General features: G+C 63.1%; 19 protein-coding genes and 1 tRNA gene. 12 read left to right on the top strand and 8 right to left on the bottom strand.

The features are described 5' to 3' along the window. Positions 1 to 79: 79 nt before the first annotated feature. The 3 genes from rpsA to ACR65N_RS15960 form a co-directional block, all read right to left on the bottom strand. The gene (gene rpsA, locus ACR65N_RS15970) at positions 80 to 1,783 is read right to left on the bottom strand and encodes a 30S ribosomal protein S1 (protein WP_430306457.1); all 1,704 of its coding nucleotides are present in this window, start codon (positions 1,781 to 1,783) and stop codon (positions 80 to 82) included. Between the two features lie 162 nt (positions 1,784 to 1,945). Further along, positions 1,946 to 2,578 carry a (d)CMP kinase gene (cmk, locus tag ACR65N_RS15965; RefSeq protein WP_440458120.1) on the bottom strand — a complete coding sequence of 211 codons (633 nt, stop codon included), beginning with the start codon at positions 2,576 to 2,578 and terminating at the stop codon, positions 1,946 to 1,948. A gap of 40 nt (positions 2,579 to 2,618) precedes the next feature. Further along, a complete protein-coding gene (locus tag ACR65N_RS15960) occupies positions 2,619 to 3,305 on the bottom strand; it encodes a carboxyvinyltransferase (RefSeq protein ID WP_440457817.1) in 687 nt (228 codons plus the stop codon). A gap of 295 nt (positions 3,306 to 3,600) precedes the next feature. Between ACR65N_RS15960 and ACR65N_RS15955 the strand changes: the two genes are divergently transcribed. Both ACR65N_RS15955 and ACR65N_RS15950 read left to right on the top strand, forming a co-directional pair. Continuing rightward, positions 3,601 to 3,987 (top strand): TIGR02300 family protein, encoded by a 387-nt coding sequence (locus ACR65N_RS15955; RefSeq protein ID WP_440457816.1) that lies wholly within the window; start codon positions 3,601 to 3,603, stop codon positions 3,985 to 3,987. Positions 3,988 to 4,136: 149 nt separating this feature from the next. Then, positions 4,137 to 4,212 (top strand) — tRNA-Ala (locus tag ACR65N_RS15950). 168 nt (positions 4,213 to 4,380) lie between these two features. Here ACR65N_RS15950 and ACR65N_RS15945 read toward each other — a convergent pair. After that, the gene (locus tag ACR65N_RS15945; RefSeq protein WP_440457815.1) at positions 4,381 to 4,635 is read right to left on the bottom strand and encodes a hypothetical protein; all 255 of its coding nucleotides are present in this window, start codon (positions 4,633 to 4,635) and stop codon (positions 4,381 to 4,383) included. 174 nt (positions 4,636 to 4,809) lie between these two features. Between ACR65N_RS15945 and ACR65N_RS15940 the strand changes: the two genes are divergently transcribed. The 6 genes from ACR65N_RS15940 to ACR65N_RS15915 all read left to right on the top strand — a co-directional run bounded on the left by ACR65N_RS15940 (position 4,810) and on the right by ACR65N_RS15915 (position 9,981). After that, positions 4,810 to 5,367 (top strand): DNA-3-methyladenine glycosylase, encoded by a 558-nt coding sequence (locus ACR65N_RS15940; RefSeq protein ID WP_440457814.1) that lies wholly within the window; start codon positions 4,810 to 4,812, stop codon positions 5,365 to 5,367. Between the two features lie 130 nt (positions 5,368 to 5,497). Beyond that, positions 5,498 to 6,703 (top strand): kynureninase, encoded by a 1,206-nt coding sequence (kynU, locus tag ACR65N_RS15935; protein ID WP_440457813.1) that lies wholly within the window; start codon positions 5,498 to 5,500, stop codon positions 6,701 to 6,703. Between the two features lie 38 nt (positions 6,704 to 6,741). Continuing rightward, the gene (kynA, locus tag ACR65N_RS15930; protein WP_440458119.1) at positions 6,742 to 7,539 is read left to right on the top strand and encodes a tryptophan 2,3-dioxygenase; all 798 of its coding nucleotides are present in this window, start codon (positions 6,742 to 6,744) and stop codon (positions 7,537 to 7,539) included. A 25-nt stretch (positions 7,540 to 7,564) separates the two neighbouring features. Continuing rightward, a complete protein-coding gene (locus tag ACR65N_RS15925; RefSeq protein ID WP_440457812.1) occupies positions 7,565 to 8,392 on the top strand; it encodes a hormone-sensitive lipase in 828 nt (275 codons plus the stop codon). Positions 8,393 to 8,462: 70 nt separating this feature from the next. Continuing rightward, on the top strand, positions 8,463 to 9,194 hold the full coding sequence (locus ACR65N_RS15920) for a YoaK family protein (protein WP_440457811.1): 732 nt from the start codon (positions 8,463 to 8,465) through the stop codon (positions 9,192 to 9,194). A gap of 4 nt (positions 9,195 to 9,198) precedes the next feature. Continuing rightward, a complete protein-coding gene (locus ACR65N_RS15915) occupies positions 9,199 to 9,981 on the top strand; it encodes a YdcF family protein (RefSeq protein ID WP_440457810.1) in 783 nt (260 codons plus the stop codon). Positions 9,982 to 9,987: 6 nt separating this feature from the next. Here the strand turns inward: ACR65N_RS15915 and ACR65N_RS15910 are convergent, their stop codons facing one another. Next, positions 9,988 to 10,461: a hypothetical protein gene (locus ACR65N_RS15910; protein WP_440457809.1), complete on the bottom strand. Its 474-nt coding sequence runs from the start codon at positions 10,459 to 10,461 to the stop codon at positions 9,988 to 9,990. A gap of 120 nt (positions 10,462 to 10,581) precedes the next feature. Here ACR65N_RS15910 and ACR65N_RS15905 point away from each other — a divergent pair, with 120 nt between their 5' ends. Then, positions 10,582 to 11,235 carry a trimeric intracellular cation channel family protein gene (locus ACR65N_RS15905; protein WP_430306571.1) on the top strand — a complete coding sequence of 218 codons (654 nt, stop codon included), beginning with the start codon at positions 10,582 to 10,584 and terminating at the stop codon, positions 11,233 to 11,235. A gap of 3 nt (positions 11,236 to 11,238) precedes the next feature. Here the strand turns inward: ACR65N_RS15905 and irrA are convergent, their stop codons facing one another. Beyond that, positions 11,239 to 11,655 carry an iron response transcriptional regulator IrrA gene (irrA, locus tag ACR65N_RS15900; RefSeq protein ID WP_430306467.1) on the bottom strand — a complete coding sequence of 139 codons (417 nt, stop codon included), beginning with the start codon at positions 11,653 to 11,655 and terminating at the stop codon, positions 11,239 to 11,241. A gap of 283 nt (positions 11,656 to 11,938) precedes the next feature. On the opposite strand from irrA, the gene fabA reads away from it, so the two are divergent. From fabA to fabI, 3 genes are read left to right on the top strand one after another with little or no spacing between them, the layout of a single operon-like run. Next, entirely contained in the window at positions 11,939 to 12,454 is a 516-nt protein-coding gene (gene fabA, locus ACR65N_RS15895) for a 3-hydroxyacyl-[acyl-carrier-protein] dehydratase FabA (protein ID WP_430306468.1), read from the top strand. A gap of 60 nt (positions 12,455 to 12,514) precedes the next feature. After that, positions 12,515 to 13,738: a beta-ketoacyl-ACP synthase I gene (fabB, locus tag ACR65N_RS15890; protein ID WP_440457808.1), complete on the top strand. Its 1,224-nt coding sequence runs from the start codon at positions 12,515 to 12,517 to the stop codon at positions 13,736 to 13,738. A 4-nt stretch (positions 13,739 to 13,742) separates the two neighbouring features. Then, entirely contained in the window at positions 13,743 to 14,549 is an 807-nt protein-coding gene (gene fabI / locus ACR65N_RS15885) for an enoyl-ACP reductase FabI (protein WP_440457807.1), read from the top strand. A gap of 102 nt (positions 14,550 to 14,651) precedes the next feature. Here the strand turns inward: fabI and ACR65N_RS15880 are convergent, their stop codons facing one another. Then, a complete protein-coding gene (locus ACR65N_RS15880) occupies positions 14,652 to 15,344 on the bottom strand; it encodes a tetratricopeptide repeat protein (protein ID WP_440457806.1) in 693 nt (230 codons plus the stop codon). Between the two features lie 78 nt (positions 15,345 to 15,422). After that, entirely contained in the window at positions 15,423 to 16,439 is a 1,017-nt protein-coding gene (locus ACR65N_RS15875) for a class I SAM-dependent methyltransferase (protein ID WP_430306471.1), read from the bottom strand. Positions 16,440 to 16,453: the final 14 nt, after the last annotated feature.

Here is a 16,453-nt window from a genome sequence, read left to right as displayed (position 1 = left end):
ACGGCCACGCCGCGATCGGACATGAAAAAACCCGCCGGATCGCTCCGGCGGGTTCTTCATTCTAGAGGCTTTGCGAGGATTATTCGCCGCCGCGGTTCTTCAGAGCCGCGCCGAGAATGTCGCCGAGCGAAGCGCCGCTATCGGACGAACCGAACTGAGCAACGGCTTCCTTCTCTTCTGCGATCTCGAGAGCCTTGATCGACAGCATGACCTTGCGGTCCTTCTTGGAGAAGTTGACGACGCGGGCGTCGAACACCTGGCCAACCGAGAAACGCTCCGGACGCTGATCGTCGCGATCGCGTGCCAGGTCGCCACGGCGGATGAAGGACGTGACATCTTCGTGAGCCACGAGCTTCACTTCCACGCCGCCATCGTTGACGCCGATGACTTCGCACGAAACGACAGCGTTCTTGCGCAGTTCGCCGGAGGTTGCAGCTTCACCAACCGCATCGCGGCCGAGCTGCTTGATGCCGAGCGAGATGCGCTCCTTGTCAACGTCGACGTCGAGAACGACGGCCTTGACGACATCACCCTTGTTGTACTCTTCGATGACCTGTTCGCCCGGACGGTTCCAGTCGAGATCCGACAGGTGAACCATGCCGTCGACATCGCCTTCGAGGCCGATGAACAGACCGAATTCAGTCTTGTTCTTCACTTCGCCCTCAACTTCAGTGCCGGACGGGTGGCTGAAGGCGAATGCCTGCCACGGGTTTTCCAGCGTCTGCTTGAGGCCGAGCGAGATGCGGCGCTTCGACGGATCGACTTCGAGAACGACAACGTCGACATCCTGCGTCGTGGACAGGATCTTGCCGGGATGTACGTTCTTCTTGGTCCAGGACATTTCGGAGATGTGGATCAGGCCTTCGATGCCCGGCTCCAGCTCGACGAACGCACCGTAGTCGGTGATGTTCGTGACGGTACCGGAGATCTTCTTGCCGACCGGGTACTTGGCCGAGATGCCATCCCACGGATCCGACTCGAGCTGCTTCATGCCGAGCGAGATGCGGTGGGTTTCCTGGTTGATGCGGATGATCTGAACCTTGACCTGCTGGCCGATGTTCAGGATTTCCGACGGATGGTTGACGCGGCGCCATGCCATGTCGGTGACGTGCAGCAGGCCGTCGATGCCGCCGAGGTCAACGAACGCACCATAATCGGTGATGTTCTTGACGACGCCGTCAACAACCTGGCCTTCTTCGAGGTTCTGAACGATTTCCGAACGCTGCTCGGCACGCGATTCTTCAAGAACCGTACGACGCGAAACAACGATGTTGCCGCGGCGCTTGTCCATCTTGAGGATTTCGAAGGGCTGCGGGTTGTGCATCAGCGGGGTGACGTCGCGGATCGGACGGATGTCGACCTGCGAACGCGGAAGGAAGGCTACAGCGCCATCCAGATCGACGGTGAAGCCACCCTTGACCTGGTTGAAGATAACGCCTTCGACGCGCTCGCCGGCTTCGAACTTGGCTTCGAGCTTGATCCAGCTTTCTTCGCGGCGAGCCTTCTCGCGCGACAGAACAGCTTCGCCAAGTGCATTTTCGATGCGCTCGACGTAGACTTCGACTTCGTCGCCGACCTTGAGCGAGCCGTCCTTGCCCTTGGCGCCGAATTCCTTCAGCGCGATGCGGCCTTCAACCTTCAGGCCGACGTCAACGACGGCCATGTCCTTCTCGATCCCGGTGACGATGCCTTTGGTGACATAGCCTTCGGCCAGATCGTTGGTTGCGAAGGATTCCTCGAGGAGGGCCGCGAAATCATCACGCGTGGGGTTTGCTACTGACATGAAATCTCCTGGTCGCGTCCCTTTACGGACACGGGTGGCGCCGGGGGTTCGTGTTGATGATCTCAAAGAGAGGTCCGCCCTCCTTTTGGAAGGCAATCCGGCGCGGGGACCTAAGCTTTGAGCTTGCTGTTGCGATGGACTGGCCGGCAAGCCGGCAGGCCGTCAATTGTTTTCCAGGGCGGCGTCGATGATAGACTTCGCGGCACTGAACGCGGCCTCTATACTCATTTCCGAGGTGTCAAGCAAGTGCGCATCCGGAGCCGGCTTCAGGGGACTGTCGGACCGGCCCATGTCGCGTTCGTCACGCGTCTTCACCTCGTCGAAGATGGCCGCATAATCGGCCGCCTTTCCACTGGCGACGATCTCGTCGAAACGGCGTCTGGCGCGCACCTCCGGCGAGGCCGTCACGTAAAGCTTCACCGCCGCATCCGGACAGACGACGGTGCCGATATCGCGCCCGTCGAGGACCGCTCCTGGCGAACGCTGCGAAAAGGCGCGCTGAGCCTCCACCAGTGCCTTGCGAACCGACGGCATGACGGCAATGCGGGATGCCGCCTCGCCGATCGAATGCACCGCCAGCACCGAACGATCGAGCCCGGCAAGGTCCACGTCCCGCGCCATCTTCTGCGCAACCGCCTCGTCATCGAGCGGCAGGCCTGCATCGAGCAGCGCCTTGGCCGTTGCCCGATAGGTAAGCCCGGTGTCCAGGTGGTGGAAGCCGTAGGTCTCGGCGATCCTGCGTGAAAGCGTGCCTTTCCCCGCAGCAGCCGGTCCGTCGATGGCGATGATCACGATGTCGCTCCTTCTTTCTCTGTCGGCTTTCTCTATCGGCTGGCTATCTCTGTCCGGCGACGCTGTCGGAAGGCTCGCTCCCGTCGCAGACGACTTCTGCTGCCATCAGCCGTCTGCGGCCGGTAACCGCGATCTGTGCCGGACCTGACCCGGTCTGCCTCAAATTGATCTCGGCACCGAAGCTGCGGAAGAGCTCGACCAGCCGCTCTGGCTCCCGCGGTGCCACGACAGAGGTGCGACCTTGCGTATTCAGGCCGGCCAGAAGCACGGCGGCACAGATATCCTTGGAAACGCGGGGCGTCATCCATGAGATCGGATTTGCGATGCGCGGGCCGTGCAGGACCGCCTGACAAGGAAGCACCTCCACCTGTGCGCCCATTGCCGCGAGCGGTGAGAGAAGGTCGGGATCGGGTGCTCCGCCTAGGCGGCAGGTGACCGGGAAATCATAGCTCGATGCCAGGCCGGCAAACAGCGCGAAGGCGCGCGGCGCATTCTCAATATCGAGCGCCTGCGACGGCTCGAGCAAGGCCCCGCTTCCTGCACCGGCAACCACCCAACCCGAAGCGCTCCGGTCGATCATCACGCCCATTGCCTCGAGCGCCTGCGCCGCCACAACGAGATCGCTGCTTTGAGCCAGTCCGACGAGCCTGCTGCGACCGATCGAAACACCAGCCAGAAGCAGGGCAAGCACCGACAGAAGCGGCAGGTCCTCAGCTGGTGCTCTCAGCACGAGCCTCGGCCGTTTCGACTGCTCGACAGGCTCCAAATACCCCGGCTGCGACATCTCAAAACCCTGTCATCTGCGAAACGCTGCGAGATCGGCACGCGGGCGACCAGCCTCGCTGCCGGCTCCTATCACAAGAAACATCCGCGGTCATGCGCAGGCACCGCGGAAACCCGGGGCTTTGGCTGCCAAGTTTGCCTTTGACATGCCTGGGGACAACGATTAAGGGGACCGGCTAGCATTTTCAGCGCCGCTTTCGCGGCAACGCCGAACAGATCGGCCATTTTACGGGGCTTCGACAGTGGCAAAAGCGGAACTTGGAACCAAGCGCACCGACCCGGATACGGGCAAGAAATTCTACGACCTGAACCGTGATCCGGTGGTTTCCCCCTACACGGGCAAATCCTGGCCGCTCTCCTTCTTCGAAGAGAACACCGTCCAGATGAAGATGGAGCAGGCCGAGGAAGAGGAAGTCGCGGAAGTCGATGCCGAAAACCCGGACGTCGAGCTGGTCTCGCTGGAAGAGGGTGATGAAGCCGCATCCAGCGATGATATCCCCGACATGGGCGATGACGACGTCGAGATCGAAGGCGACGACGACGACACCTTCCTGGAAGCCGACGAAGACGACGACGATGACGATGTCTCCGGCATCATCGGTGTCGGCGGCGACGACGACGAGGTCTGATCCGACAATTCCGGCCCGGGCGAAAAAATTGCCCGGGCTTTTCATTTTTGGCTTGCACTCCGAAAACACCGGACGTATGAAGCCGCCACCCCGACGCAAGCACTGCTTCGGCGGGGTTCCCGGAACCGGAGAATGCCCGGTACCCTGATGGGGCTATAGCTCAGCTGGGAGAGCGCTTGCATGGCATGCAAGAGGTCAGCGGTTCGATCCCGCTTAGCTCCACCAAACTTTTCCCTAATCTATGGTAGTTGATCTAAGTCTGAGTTCGTCAAACACGATCCACCGTCGCGATCTTCCAGATCCGTCGGTGAGATGAGTTGCCGACGAGGTCGGCATCCGACTGCCGGCCCAAGTCCATGCGACAGCGATCAGACAAGTGACGCCTGCCACCCACTACCGCCGCGGTTCGCCGCCGGGGGCGTAGACGCTCTTGCTTTCGAACCGGAACTTGTGGCTGCACTGGCAGCGCAGCATGTATTTCTTCGGGTCGCGCGAGGCGAATTCGGTGAAGAAGCCTTTTGGCATCTCGTCGACCGAAAAACCCGGATCCCTGCGGCGCGGGTCGTCGTCCTCCGACACTTCGGCAAAGCCGGCATGTCCGCATTGGGGGCATTCGAGTTTTCGGGAATATCGGTCGCGTGCTGCCATTTGCGCTTAACTAGTGATTCGCCCGGCGGGTGGCAAGCCGGCAAGCGCAACTCCGATCCCCGGCGTCTGACGGCCCAGCACCCGCAGCTACTGGGCGCCGCAGATCAGCCCTTGCCCTTGCATCGTCTCGCAGCCGATAAAACGACATTCATCAACGACATGAACGGCGATGCCATGCAGCTTCAGACTTTCTTCGACCGTAGCGCCGTCACGGTGGCATCCGAACTGATCGGCGCCATGCTCAGCGTCGACGGGGTCGGCGGGATGATCGTCGAGACGGAAGCCTACCAGCCGGACGATCCTGCGTCGCACAGCTTTCGCGGGCCGGGCATCCGCAACCGGACGATGTTCGGGCCGCCTGCGCATGCCTATGTCTACCGGTCCTACGGCATCCACTGGTGCCTCAACTTCGTCTGCCGGGCAGGCTCTGCCGTGCTGATCCGGGCGCTGGAGCCGGTCTTTGATCTGTCGCGCATGGCCGAGCGTCGCGGCCGGGCCGATCCGCTGACTTTGTGCGCCGGGCCGGGCCGGTTGGCGCAGGCCCTGGGCATCGATATCGGCGTGGACGGTGCATCGCTCGAACAGCCACCGTTCCGGCTCGAGCTTCGCCAGTCGGAGCCGGCGATCGTCTGCGGTCCGCGGATCGGAATTACCAAGGCGATCGACCTCCCGTGGCGTTTCGGCCTGCAGGGTTCGCCGCATCTCAGCAAGCGGTTTCCGAAGACACCCTGATCTCGGCGGGAACCAAATGACGGTGTGCGGCAAAATTCGGTTCAAACCCGCATCGTCTTCGCTATGCTCCGCACTCCAGCAGGAGTGGAGACTGCCAGCGCAGTTCCGGAGGGTGCAGAAAGTGGCAAGCATGACGGATTTCGACAGGACACGGGCGCTGTTTCACATGCCGACAGGCGTGATCTATCTCGACGGCAACTCGCTCGGGCCCCTGCCGCTTGCCGCGACGGAACGCGTGGCGTCGCTGATGACGAACCAGTGGGGCGAGATGCTGATCCGCGGCTGGAACCAGGCGGGCTGGATGAACATGCCACGGCGTATCGGCGACCGCATCGGCCGGCTGATCGGCGCGCCGGAAGACACGGTAGTCATGGGCGACACCCTGTCGATCAAGGTCTACCAGGCGCTCGCCTCGGCGATTCAGCTTGCCGCCGAAGCCGATCCGAAGCGCCGGGTGATCCTATCGGACAGCGGCAACTTCCCATCCGATCTCTACATCGCCGAAGGACTGATCGGCGCGCTCGACCGCGGCTATCACCTGAAGGTGGTGGAGCCGGAGGCGGTCGAGGCGGCGATCGACGACAGCATTGCGGTGCTGATGCTGACGGAGGTGGATTACCGGACCGGCCGGCTGCACGACATGAAGGCGCTGACCGCGAAGGCGCACGAGGCGGGGGCGCTGGCGGTCTGGGATCTGGCGCACTCGGCCGGTGCGCTGCCTGTCGATCTGGCCGGTGCCGATGCCGATTTCGCCGTCGGCTGCACCTACAAGTACCTGAACGGAGGCCCGGGCGCGCCTGCCTTCATCTACGTCGCGCCCCGTCACCTCGACAGCGTACGCCCTGCCCTCTCCGGCTGGCTGGGACATGAAAAGCCCTTCGCCTTCGATCTCGGCTACCGCCCGGGCGACGGCATCGACCGGATGCGCGTCGGCACCCCGCCGGTCATCGCGCTCGCGGCTCTCGACGCGGCGCTCGATGCCTGGGACGCGGTGGACATGACCGATGTGCGTGCCAGATCGATCGCGCTCAGCGACCTCTTCATCGCGGAAGTTGAACGGCGCTGCCCGTCGCTGACGCTCGGCTCGCCGCGCGACGGCGCTAGCCGCGGCAGCCAGGTGTCGTTCCTGCACGAGGAAGGCTACGCAATCATGCAGGCGCTGATCTCGCGCGGCGTGATCGGCGACTTCCGCGCCCCGAACGCCATCCGCTTCGGCTTCACGCCGCTCTATATCGGCGAGCGCGAGGTGCTGGCGGCCGTCGACATCCTGTCCGACATCATGAACAAGCGGTTGTGGGATGTGGCGCAGTTCAAGCAGAAGGCACTCGTGACGTGACCGAACACCGCTACGATCCGGCAGAGGAAGGCGCGCAGATGTCCTTCCAGGAGCGGATGTCCTACACGGACTACCTGCAGCTCGATCCGATCCTGTCGGCGCAGAAGCCGCTGTCTTCGGCGCATGACGAGATGCTGTTCATCATCCAGCACCAGACGTCCGAGCTCTGGATGAAGCTTGCCATCCACGAGATCAGCTCGGCGATCAGCGCCATCCGGGGCGACCAACCACAGCCGGCCTTCAAGATGCTGTCGCGCGTGGCGCGCATCTTCGAACAGCTGAACAACGCCTGGGACGTGCTGCGCACCATGACGCCCAGCGAATACACCGAATTTCGCGAGGCGCTCGGCCAGTCGTCAGGCTTCCAGTCCTGCCAGTACCGGGCAATCGAGTTCCTGGCAGGCAACCGCAATCTGGCCATGCTGGGACCGCACCGACACCGGCCGGATCTTCTGGCGCAGCTCGAAGCGATCCTCTCGCGGCCCAGCCTCTACGACGAGGCAATCCTTCTGCTTTCGCGGCACGGCTTTGATATCGGGGCCGATGCGGCACGGACGGACTGGCGGGAAACCCGCCGCGAGAGCGCCGAGGTGCTGGAGGCATGGCGTCAGGTCTATGCCTCGCCGCAGCGATACTGGCACCTCTACGAGCTTGCCGAGAAACTCGTCGATTTCGAGGACTATTTTCGTCGCTGGCGGTTCAACCACGTGACCACCGTCGAGCGGGTGATCGGCTTCAAGCGCGGCACCGGCGGAACCTCCGGCACGCAGTATCTGAAGAAGATGCTCGAGGTGGAGCTCTTCCCAGAACTGTGGCGCGTGCGTACCGTGCTCTGAGACGACGATAAGACGAGAGGCCGAGATGATTTTCCAGCAGATCAAGGATTGGGACAACGCCTATACCAATGGCGCCAACATCCCGGGCGGCGAGGCCTGGCCCGCCGCATGGGTCGAGCCGGCCAGAGCCTACCGCGAACAGCTGCTGGCGGCGGGCCGGGCGCAGCTCGATCTGTCCTACGGCGACAAGCCGCGCAACCGCTTCGATCTGTTCCTGCCGCAGGAAACGCCGCGCGGCCTCGTCGTCTACGTGCATGGCGGCTACTGGCAGGGCCTCGACAAGTCCTACTGGTCGCATCTGGCTGCCGGCTCGGTGGACAGCGGCTATGCGGTCGCCATGCCCAGCTACACACTCTGCCCGGAAGTGCGGGTCGGCGAGATCGTCGAGGAGGTCAGCGCGGCGATCACCGATGCGGCGAACGAGATCGACGGGCCGATCCACCTCACCGGACACTCGGCCGGCGGCCATCTGGTGACGCGGATGATCGCTGCCACCTCGCCGCTTGCTCCTGCAATCCGCCAGCGGGTGCGCACCGTGGTGTCGATCTCCGGCGTGCACGATCTGCGGCCACTCGTGAACACGTCGCTCAACAAGAACCTGCGGCTGTCGGCGGAAGAAGCGGCCGCCGAAAGTCCGGTGCTGATGAGCCCGGGCGACGGAGCCCGGCTGTTCTGCTGGGTGGGCGGCAATGAGCGGGCGGAGTTCATTCGCCAGAACGCGCTGATGGCGAGCCTCTGGCTGGGGCTCGGTGCCGAAACCGGCGCCTATGTGGAGCCGGACCGGCATCATTTCAGCGTCGTCGACGGCCTTGCCAACCTCGATCACCCGCTGACACGGACGCTGCTATCCTGATACGCGGCTAACCAGTCTCAAGGGCATCTGCGGATGCAGCGCAGCCCGATGCAAAACCGTTGGAGCGAACATGACACGCGCGAGGCGAAGACGGATCATACGCATCCAGCGCACCTGGACGGGCATAGCGCTCGTGGCCGCGATCTCCTTCATCGCCGGAATGACCGATGCGGTAGGCCTGCGTCTCTCGGGAGACTTCGTGTCGTTCATGACCGGCAACACCACGCGCGCGGCGATTTCTCTGGCCGATGGTGAAACACACCATGGACTGATCCTGCTGCTGGCCATTCTGGTCTTCGTTGCCGGCAATGCGCTGGGCGTCATCGTCGCCCATCTGGTGGCGCGCCGCATCTTCGGGGTGCTGGCCGGCGTCTCCATCCTGCTGGCAACGGCATCGCTTCTCGGCGAGCCGTCGCTGCACCTGCCGCGCTTCTATCTGGTGGTTCTGGCGATGGGCATGGTCAACGCCGCCGTCGAGCACATCGAGGGCCTGCCGATCGGCCTGACCTACGTGACCGGCGCCCTGTCGCGGCTGGGACGCGGGATCGGTGCCTTCATCATGGGCGAACGGCGGCTCGACTGGGGGATTCAGCTGGTGCCCTGGCTCGGCATGGTCAGCGGCGCGATGACGGGTGCCGTCATCGGGATCGCGATGCCGCAGTTCGCGCTGTTCATCGCCGCCATGCTGTCGCTCGCCGTTGCCCTTTCGACGCTCATGCTGCGCCGCGCCCTTCACCAGCGCTACAAGAACCGTCGCCCCGCTTCCGCTTCTGCCGTTCCCCGCACTCTCGCCCGCAAATGAGCTGATGTTCTATCTGTCTAAAATTTTTTGGCTCGTCGTCCAACCACTGTCCCTTGCATTCCTGCTGGCGATGATCGGCGCCTTGGCGGCCCTTGCCGGGTGGCGACGCCTCGGCGGCTTGTCGTCGCTCGTTGCGGCGCTCGTCCTGTTCGTGACGCTCTACACCACCACGGGCAATGTCCTGCTTCAGTCCCTGGAGGACGAGGTTGCGCGACCCGCCGAGCCGCCATCCGCTATCTCCTGCATCGTCATGCTGGGCGGTGCGGTGGAAAACGAAGTGATGAGCGGCCGTGGCGGCATCGAGTTCAATGCCGCAGCCGACCGTTACACCGAGACGCTGCGGCTGGCACTCGCCCATCCGCAGGCAAGGATCCTCGTGTCCGGCGGCGACGGCTCGTTCAGCGGCAGATACGAGGGAGAAGCCGGCGCCTCGGAACGGTTCTTCGCAGCCTATGGAGTGCCGGCCGATCGGCTGATCAAGGAAAACACCTCGCGCAATACCTGGGAGAATACGCTCAACACCCGTGACATGCTGGCGGCGGAAAACCTTGCGGACTGCGTGCTGGTGACCTCGGCCTTCCACATGCCGCGGGCGATGGCGCTGTTTGCCAAGGCCGGGATCGAGGTAACGCCATGGCCGGTGGATTATCGCACCAGCGGCCGCCTCTCATTCGGCTTCGACTTCACCCAGCCGTCCCTGAATTCACAGAATACGGCGACCGCGGTGCGCGAATGGCTGGGGCTGATCGGCTACTATGCAGCAGGACGCATCGACCGGCCGTTCTGAAACCCGCTACTTTCTGGAGATGGTGACCATCCGCGCACCACGGACACGGACCGTCATCTCGCAGGGATTGTCATCGGTGCGATCGCAGTAGCGCGGCGCCATCTTGAAGACGAAGACCATGTTGCCGAAGCGCTTGATGAAATCGTAGCCAAAGATCTGCGCGGTGGCGATCATGAAGTAGCCGCCCTCCTTGACCTGCAGATAGAAGTTATAGGGGCAGCCCTCGTCGTTGCATGCAGCGGCCTTCTTGCCGTCGCAGGTCATTTCGCCGTGGTTGGCGATGGCATCGATGATGCCGTCATTGTTGATGTCCAGACGGGTAATGAAGCCGTCGCCGAATTCGACCTTCTGGCATTGCTTGCGGAAATGATCCTTCTCGTAGATTTCCGGGTCGCTCAGCAGGCTCTGCTGGGCGCCGGCCATGGTCGGCATGAGCACCAGCGCCAGCAACATGGTCATCCGGATGAAGATATGCTGCATGGCCGTCGATCCCTATTCGTCTGTAGACAATGCGCGGCGTCGATGGCCGGGCGTGGCGTGCGGCGCTATGCTATGTGCGTGCACTTGCGCGACGCTGGTGCCGGCTGACGGGGAATGACGATGCCGCTTCTGACGATCCTGGATTATGCCGGCGTGGCGCTGTTTGCCGCAACCGGGGCGCTTGCCGCCTCGCGCAAGGAACTCGACCTCATCGGCTTCCTGTTCTTTGCCGCCGTGACCGGCGTCGGCGGCGGGACTCTTCGCGACCTGGTGCTCGGCCAGGGCCCGGTGTTTTGGGTGGTGGATCCGACCTACCTGATCATCTGCGCCGCGATCGGCGTCATCGTGTTCCTCAGCGCGCACCGCGTCGAGTGGCGATACCGGCTGCTGGTATGGCTCGATGCGGTGGGACTTTCCGCCTACAGCGTCATGGGCGCGGCAAAGGGGCTGGCGATCAGCCAGTCGCCGACCATCGCCATCGTCACCGGGACGATGACCGCGACGTTCGGCGGCATCCTGCGTGACCTGATTGCCAACGAGCCGTCCATCCTGCTGCGCCCGGAGATCTACGTGACTGCGGCGCTCGCAGGTGCCAGTGCCTTCACCGCGGCACAGCTTCTCGGACTGCCGCCGACCTTCAGTTCGGCTGTCGGCATCCTGCTGGCGTTTTCGCTGCGCGGCGGCGCCCTGCGGTTCGGCTGGACGCTGCCACGATACCGCCCGCGCGCCGGACGTCCGGCGCACGAGGCGATGAAAAAGAAGAAGCGGAAATGAGTGTCAGCCGCGCTTTTCGCGCAGCCGGATGATCACGTCGACATGCGCGATTTCCATACCGTCCGGCGCATCGGGCAGGTTGCCGATGGCGATGTTGCTGACCGGAATGTCGAGAACCTCGTTGCGGCCTTCGACGAAGAAATGGTGGTGGTCCGAGACGTTGGTATCGAAGTAGGTCCGGGCGCTCTCGACGGCGAGGACGCGGATGAGGCCCGCTTCGGTAAACTGGTGGAGCGTGTTGTAGACGGTGGCGAGCGATACCGGAACGCCGGCGGCGGTCGCTTCCTCGTGCAGTTCCTCCACCGTCAGATGCCGATCACCCTTGGCAAACAGCAGATCGGCGAGAGCCACCCGCTGCCGGGTCGGCCGCAGGCCACAATGGCGCAGTCTGGTTTCCACATCCGTGATGGCTTCGGCCATTATCGAGGCAAACTCCCGTCGAACGACGATTTGTCGAGTTTGGATATAACTTTTACTTGGCCACCTTTCAATAGGGCCCTTCCGTGCGCCTGCGACCGGCTCGATATGTAAAAATTTGCCTCGCTTGCCTCTAGTTTGCCCTGCCGGGTTCCTATATGCGGACCTATCTCAACCTTGGATACGGCAGCCCTGTGTCGCAGGAAGCCGCCTCCATGCGCTTCAATTTCGAACGGTCTTGCTTTAAACACGCAGGACCGATGACGAGGGGGAACGGACAGACCTCATGGACAGCAGACAATCCAGCTTCACCTACGAAGAAATACTCACCTGTGCGCACGGCCAGATGTTCGGCCCGGGCAATGCACAGCTGCCACTGCCACCCATGCTGATGTTCCACCGGATTACCGAGATCTCCGAGACCGGAGGCCCTAACGACAAGGGCTTCATCCGTGCCGAATTCGACATCACGCCCGACCTGTGGTTCTTCCCCTGCCACTTCGAAGGCGATCCCGTCATGCCCGGCTGCCTCGGCCTCGATGCCATGTGGCAGCTGACCGGCTTCTATCTCGGCTGGCTGGGCGAGCCCGGCAAGGGCCGCGCGCTGTCCACGGGCGAAGTCAAGTTCACCGGCATGGTGACGCCGGAGACGAAGCTTGTCGAATACGGCATCGACTTCAAGCGCGTCATGCGCGGTCGACTGGTGCTCGGCATCGCCGACGGCTGGATGAAGGCCGACGGCGAGGTGATCTATCGCGCTACCGATCTGCGCGTCGGTCTCTTTCAGGAAAAGGCCGCCTGACGGCCCGCGGCCGGGTGTGAACTCGGTCTCGCGATACAACGATTGAAAAGGTCTAATCTCATGCGACGGGTAGTTGTCACAGGTCTCGGTGTGGTTTCCTCCATCGGCAACAATGCCGAAGAGGTCACTGCGTCCCTGCGCGATGCCAGGTCCGGCATCTCGTTCTCCAACGATTTTGCCGAGCATGGCTTCAAGTGCCAGGTCTGGGGTAGCCCGAACCTTGATCCGACCGATCTGGTGGATCGACGGGCGATGCGCTTCCTGTCGCAGGGCGGCGCCTGGAACCATGTGGCGATGAAGCAGGCGATCGCCGATTCGGGTCTCGAGGAAGCCGACTACGCGCAGAACGAGCGCGTCGGCATCATCATGGGATCGGGTGGTCCATCCACCCGCACGCTGATCGAAGCCGCCGAGATCACCATCAAGAACAACAGCCCGAAGCGTATCGGCCCGTTTGCCGTGCCGAAGGCCATGTCTTCGACGGCATCTGCGACGCTTGCCACCTGGTTCAAGCTCCACGGCGTCAACTACTCGATCTCGTCGGCCTGCTCGACCTCGGCGCACTGCATCGGCAATGCCGTCGAGATGATCCAATGGGGCAAGCAGGACATGATGTTTGCCGGCGGCCACGAAGACCTCGACTGGACGATGTCGAACCTGTTCGACGCCATGGGCGCCATGTCGTCGAAGTTCAACGACCAGCCGGCCAGCGCGTCCCGCGCCTATGATGTCAACCGCGACGGCTTCGTCATTGCCGGCGGCGCTGGTGTGCTGGTGCTCGAAGAGCTGGAGCATGCAAAGGCCCGCGGCGCCAAGATCTATGCCGAAGTGGTCGGCTACGGCGCGACCTCCGATGGTTACGACATGGTGGCTCCGTCCGGCGAAGGCGCTGCGCGCTGCATGCGCCAGGCGCTCGCCACCGTCGACGGCACCGTCGACTACATCAACACCCATGGCACGTCGACGCCGGTCGGCGATTCGAAGGAAATCGGTGCCATCCGCGAAGTGTTCGGTGACAAGATCCCGCACATCCAGTCCACCAAGTCGCTGACCGGGCATTCGCTCGGCGCCGCCGGCGTGCAGGAATCGATCTACTCGCTGCTCATGATGCAGGCCGGCTTCATCGGCGAAAGTGCGCACATCCAGGAGATCGACCCGGAATTTGCCGACGTGCCGATTGTTCGCAAGCGCATCGACGACGCCAAGATCGACATCGCACTTTCCAATTCATTTGGGTTTGGCGGCACGAATGCCACGCTCGTCTTCCAGCGTTTCAACGGATAAGACCATGAGCGGACTAATGCAGGGGAAGCGCGGCCTCATCATGGGCGTCGCCAACAATCACTCTATTGCCTGGGGTATCTCCAAGGCGCTGGCGGCACAGGGCGCTGAACTCGCCTTCACCTACCAGGGAGATGCACTCGGACGCCGGGTGAAGCCGCTGGCGACGGAAGTCGGATCGGACTTCGTCGTCCCCTGCGATGTCGAGGATCTCGCCTCCGTGGACACTGTCTTCTCGGAGGTGGCGGAGCGCTGGGGCAAGCTCGATTTTGTCGTGCATGCCATCGGCTTCTCCGACAAGAACGAGCTGAAGGGTCTCTACGCCGACACCACGCGCGAAAACTTCAGCCGGACCATGGTGATTTCCTGCTTCTCGTTCACCGAGATCGCCAAGCGGGCAGCCGGCCTGATGACCGAAGGCGGTTCGATCCTGACGCTGACCTATGGCGGCTCGATGAGGGTGATCCCGAACTACAACGTCATGGGCGTCGCCAAGGCGGCACTTGAGAGCTCGGTTCGCTATCTGGCTGCCGATTTCGGCCCCAAGGATATTCGCGTCAATGCTATCTCGGCCGGTCCGGTGCGCACGCTTGCCGGCGCCGGTATCTCGGATGCCCGGGCGATCTACTCCTGGAACCAGAAGAACTCGCCGCTGCGGCGCACGGCGACGATCGAGGACATCGGCGGATCCTCGCTCTACCTGCTGTCGGACCTGTCGCGAGGCGTGACCGGAGAAATCCACTATGTGGATGCCGGCTACAACATCACGTCGCTGCCGACCCTCGAGCGCCTGCGCAACGCCGACGTGGAGTAGGCGGAGCGCCTACCAATAGTTCGCCGCCCACAGCGGCATCGACCATCAATGACAAAGGCCCAGCCATCGGAAATCGACGGCCGGGCCTTTTTCGTTTGGCGGTCAGCGAGACACTGGTTTTGCGGCAGGCAACCGCCGCAGCTCTGCCTGCGCTTGCGCATTGCCAGCCTCGGCGGCCTGGCTCAGCAATCTTGCGGCACGGCGGGCGTCCGTCGGCTTGACGATCTGCGACAGCCTCCACATGGCCCAGCCATCGCCTGTCTCGGGCAGGCTCAGCTCGAAGTAGCGCTTCGCCTTCTCCAGGTCTCTCGGAACGCCCTCGCCTTCGGCGTACAGTACCGCCAGCATGTGGTAGCCCCAGATGTTGTTCTGGCTGGCCGCCTTCTCGTACCAGCTTGCGGCCATCGCACCATCGGGCTCGACGACAAGGCCGTTCTGGTAGAACCAGCCGATCCGCAGTTGAGCATACCTGTCACGGCGAGCCGCCGCCTCGCGGTACCAGTAGAGCGCCTTCGACAGGTCCTTGGGGACGCCACTTCCGGCCTCATAGGCCTCGCCGAGCTTATAGGCGGCTGCCGGATTGCCATGTTCGGCCGCGCGACGAAAGTAGCGCGCCGCAATGGCTAGGTCGTCCCTGCCCTTCACCTTGTAGTTTCGATAGGTCTCGGCGGCGTTGAACCACTCCCAGGTGATCTGCGCTGGGCCCGGATCGGTAGCCAGCAGAGCTGCGATCAGCGTGGAAGCAAGCGTCGAGCCCATCATTGTCACACCCATGACGACACCAGGCGCAACCATAGTTTGCATCCGGTGGAAGTCAATTCGGGCGCGATCCGCCGGGTGCGCCTCAACGCATTCCGACGGCTGTCGTGATTACTACTTGCGCGCCTGAAGCACCTTGAAGCGGGCGTTGCGGCACACTTCGCCGCTCTCCTTGAACTCGGCGGCCAGGGTCGGCTCATAGGGCAGGCCGCGGTTGGCAACCATCAGCAGCCGGCCACCGATCCGCAGGGCGGCGGAGGCAGCCTTGATGAAAGCCTGACCAAGTTCGGGATCGGCCGCATGTCCTTCGTGGAAGGGCGGGTTCATGATCACCAGGTCGTATTTCTCCTTGATCGGCTCGGCGGCCAGATCCTGCCAGAAGAAGCGGGCCTGCAGGTCCGGGCAGTTAAGGGATAGGTTCTTCTTCGCGAACTCGAGCGCCCGGTGATCAGCCTCGAAGAGGTCGATGCGGTTGGTCCGCGGCGATGCTTCCGCCAGCATCACCGACAGGTAGCCCCAGCCGGCGCCGAGATCGGCGGCGTTGCCGTCAAAGTCGGTCGGCAGGCGGCTGGCGAGAAGTTCCGAGCCCGGATCGACGTGATCATGCGAGAAGGTACCGGGAATGGTCTGGAAGCGCGCCGAGATCACGCTCGGCTGCTTTGTGAGCTTCTCGACTGCTGCCGAGACGTCCTGCGGGCGCTCGAACCACGCAACGACGCCGTGGTACTTCGGCAGGTGCTCTATCGTGAAACCGAAATTCGCCAGCTGCTTGCGCAGCGGCTGGATACCGTCTTCCTTGGAGCCGGCAATCACGATCATGCCGCCGTCGCGGACGCGTGCGAGCGCTTCGGCAACATTCTGCTCGTTCTCGCCCTTGTGCTTACCGCACAGGATCAAGGCGGCATCGTAGCCCTCACCCTCCGGCTCCGGCACCACATGCGCGCCAGCGATGCTCAGGGGGCGAAACAGCGGCCGCAGCGGCTGGACGTTGGTAATCTCGGCAGCGAAGCCTTCCGGCAGGCGCGGACCGCTCTCGGCGGCGAGAAACAGGATGCGAGATCCTTCGGCAGGCGCCGGCAGCGTGCCGGTCGCGAAGGGATGGAACAGCGTCTTGACTGCGTCGCGGCTCATGGGCGTTTTTCCAT

Source organism: Rhizobium sp. SAFR-030 (assembly GCF_059415005.1).
Note: the sequence above shows the minus strand (reverse complement) of the source record. Positions and strands in the feature narration are given on the sequence as shown.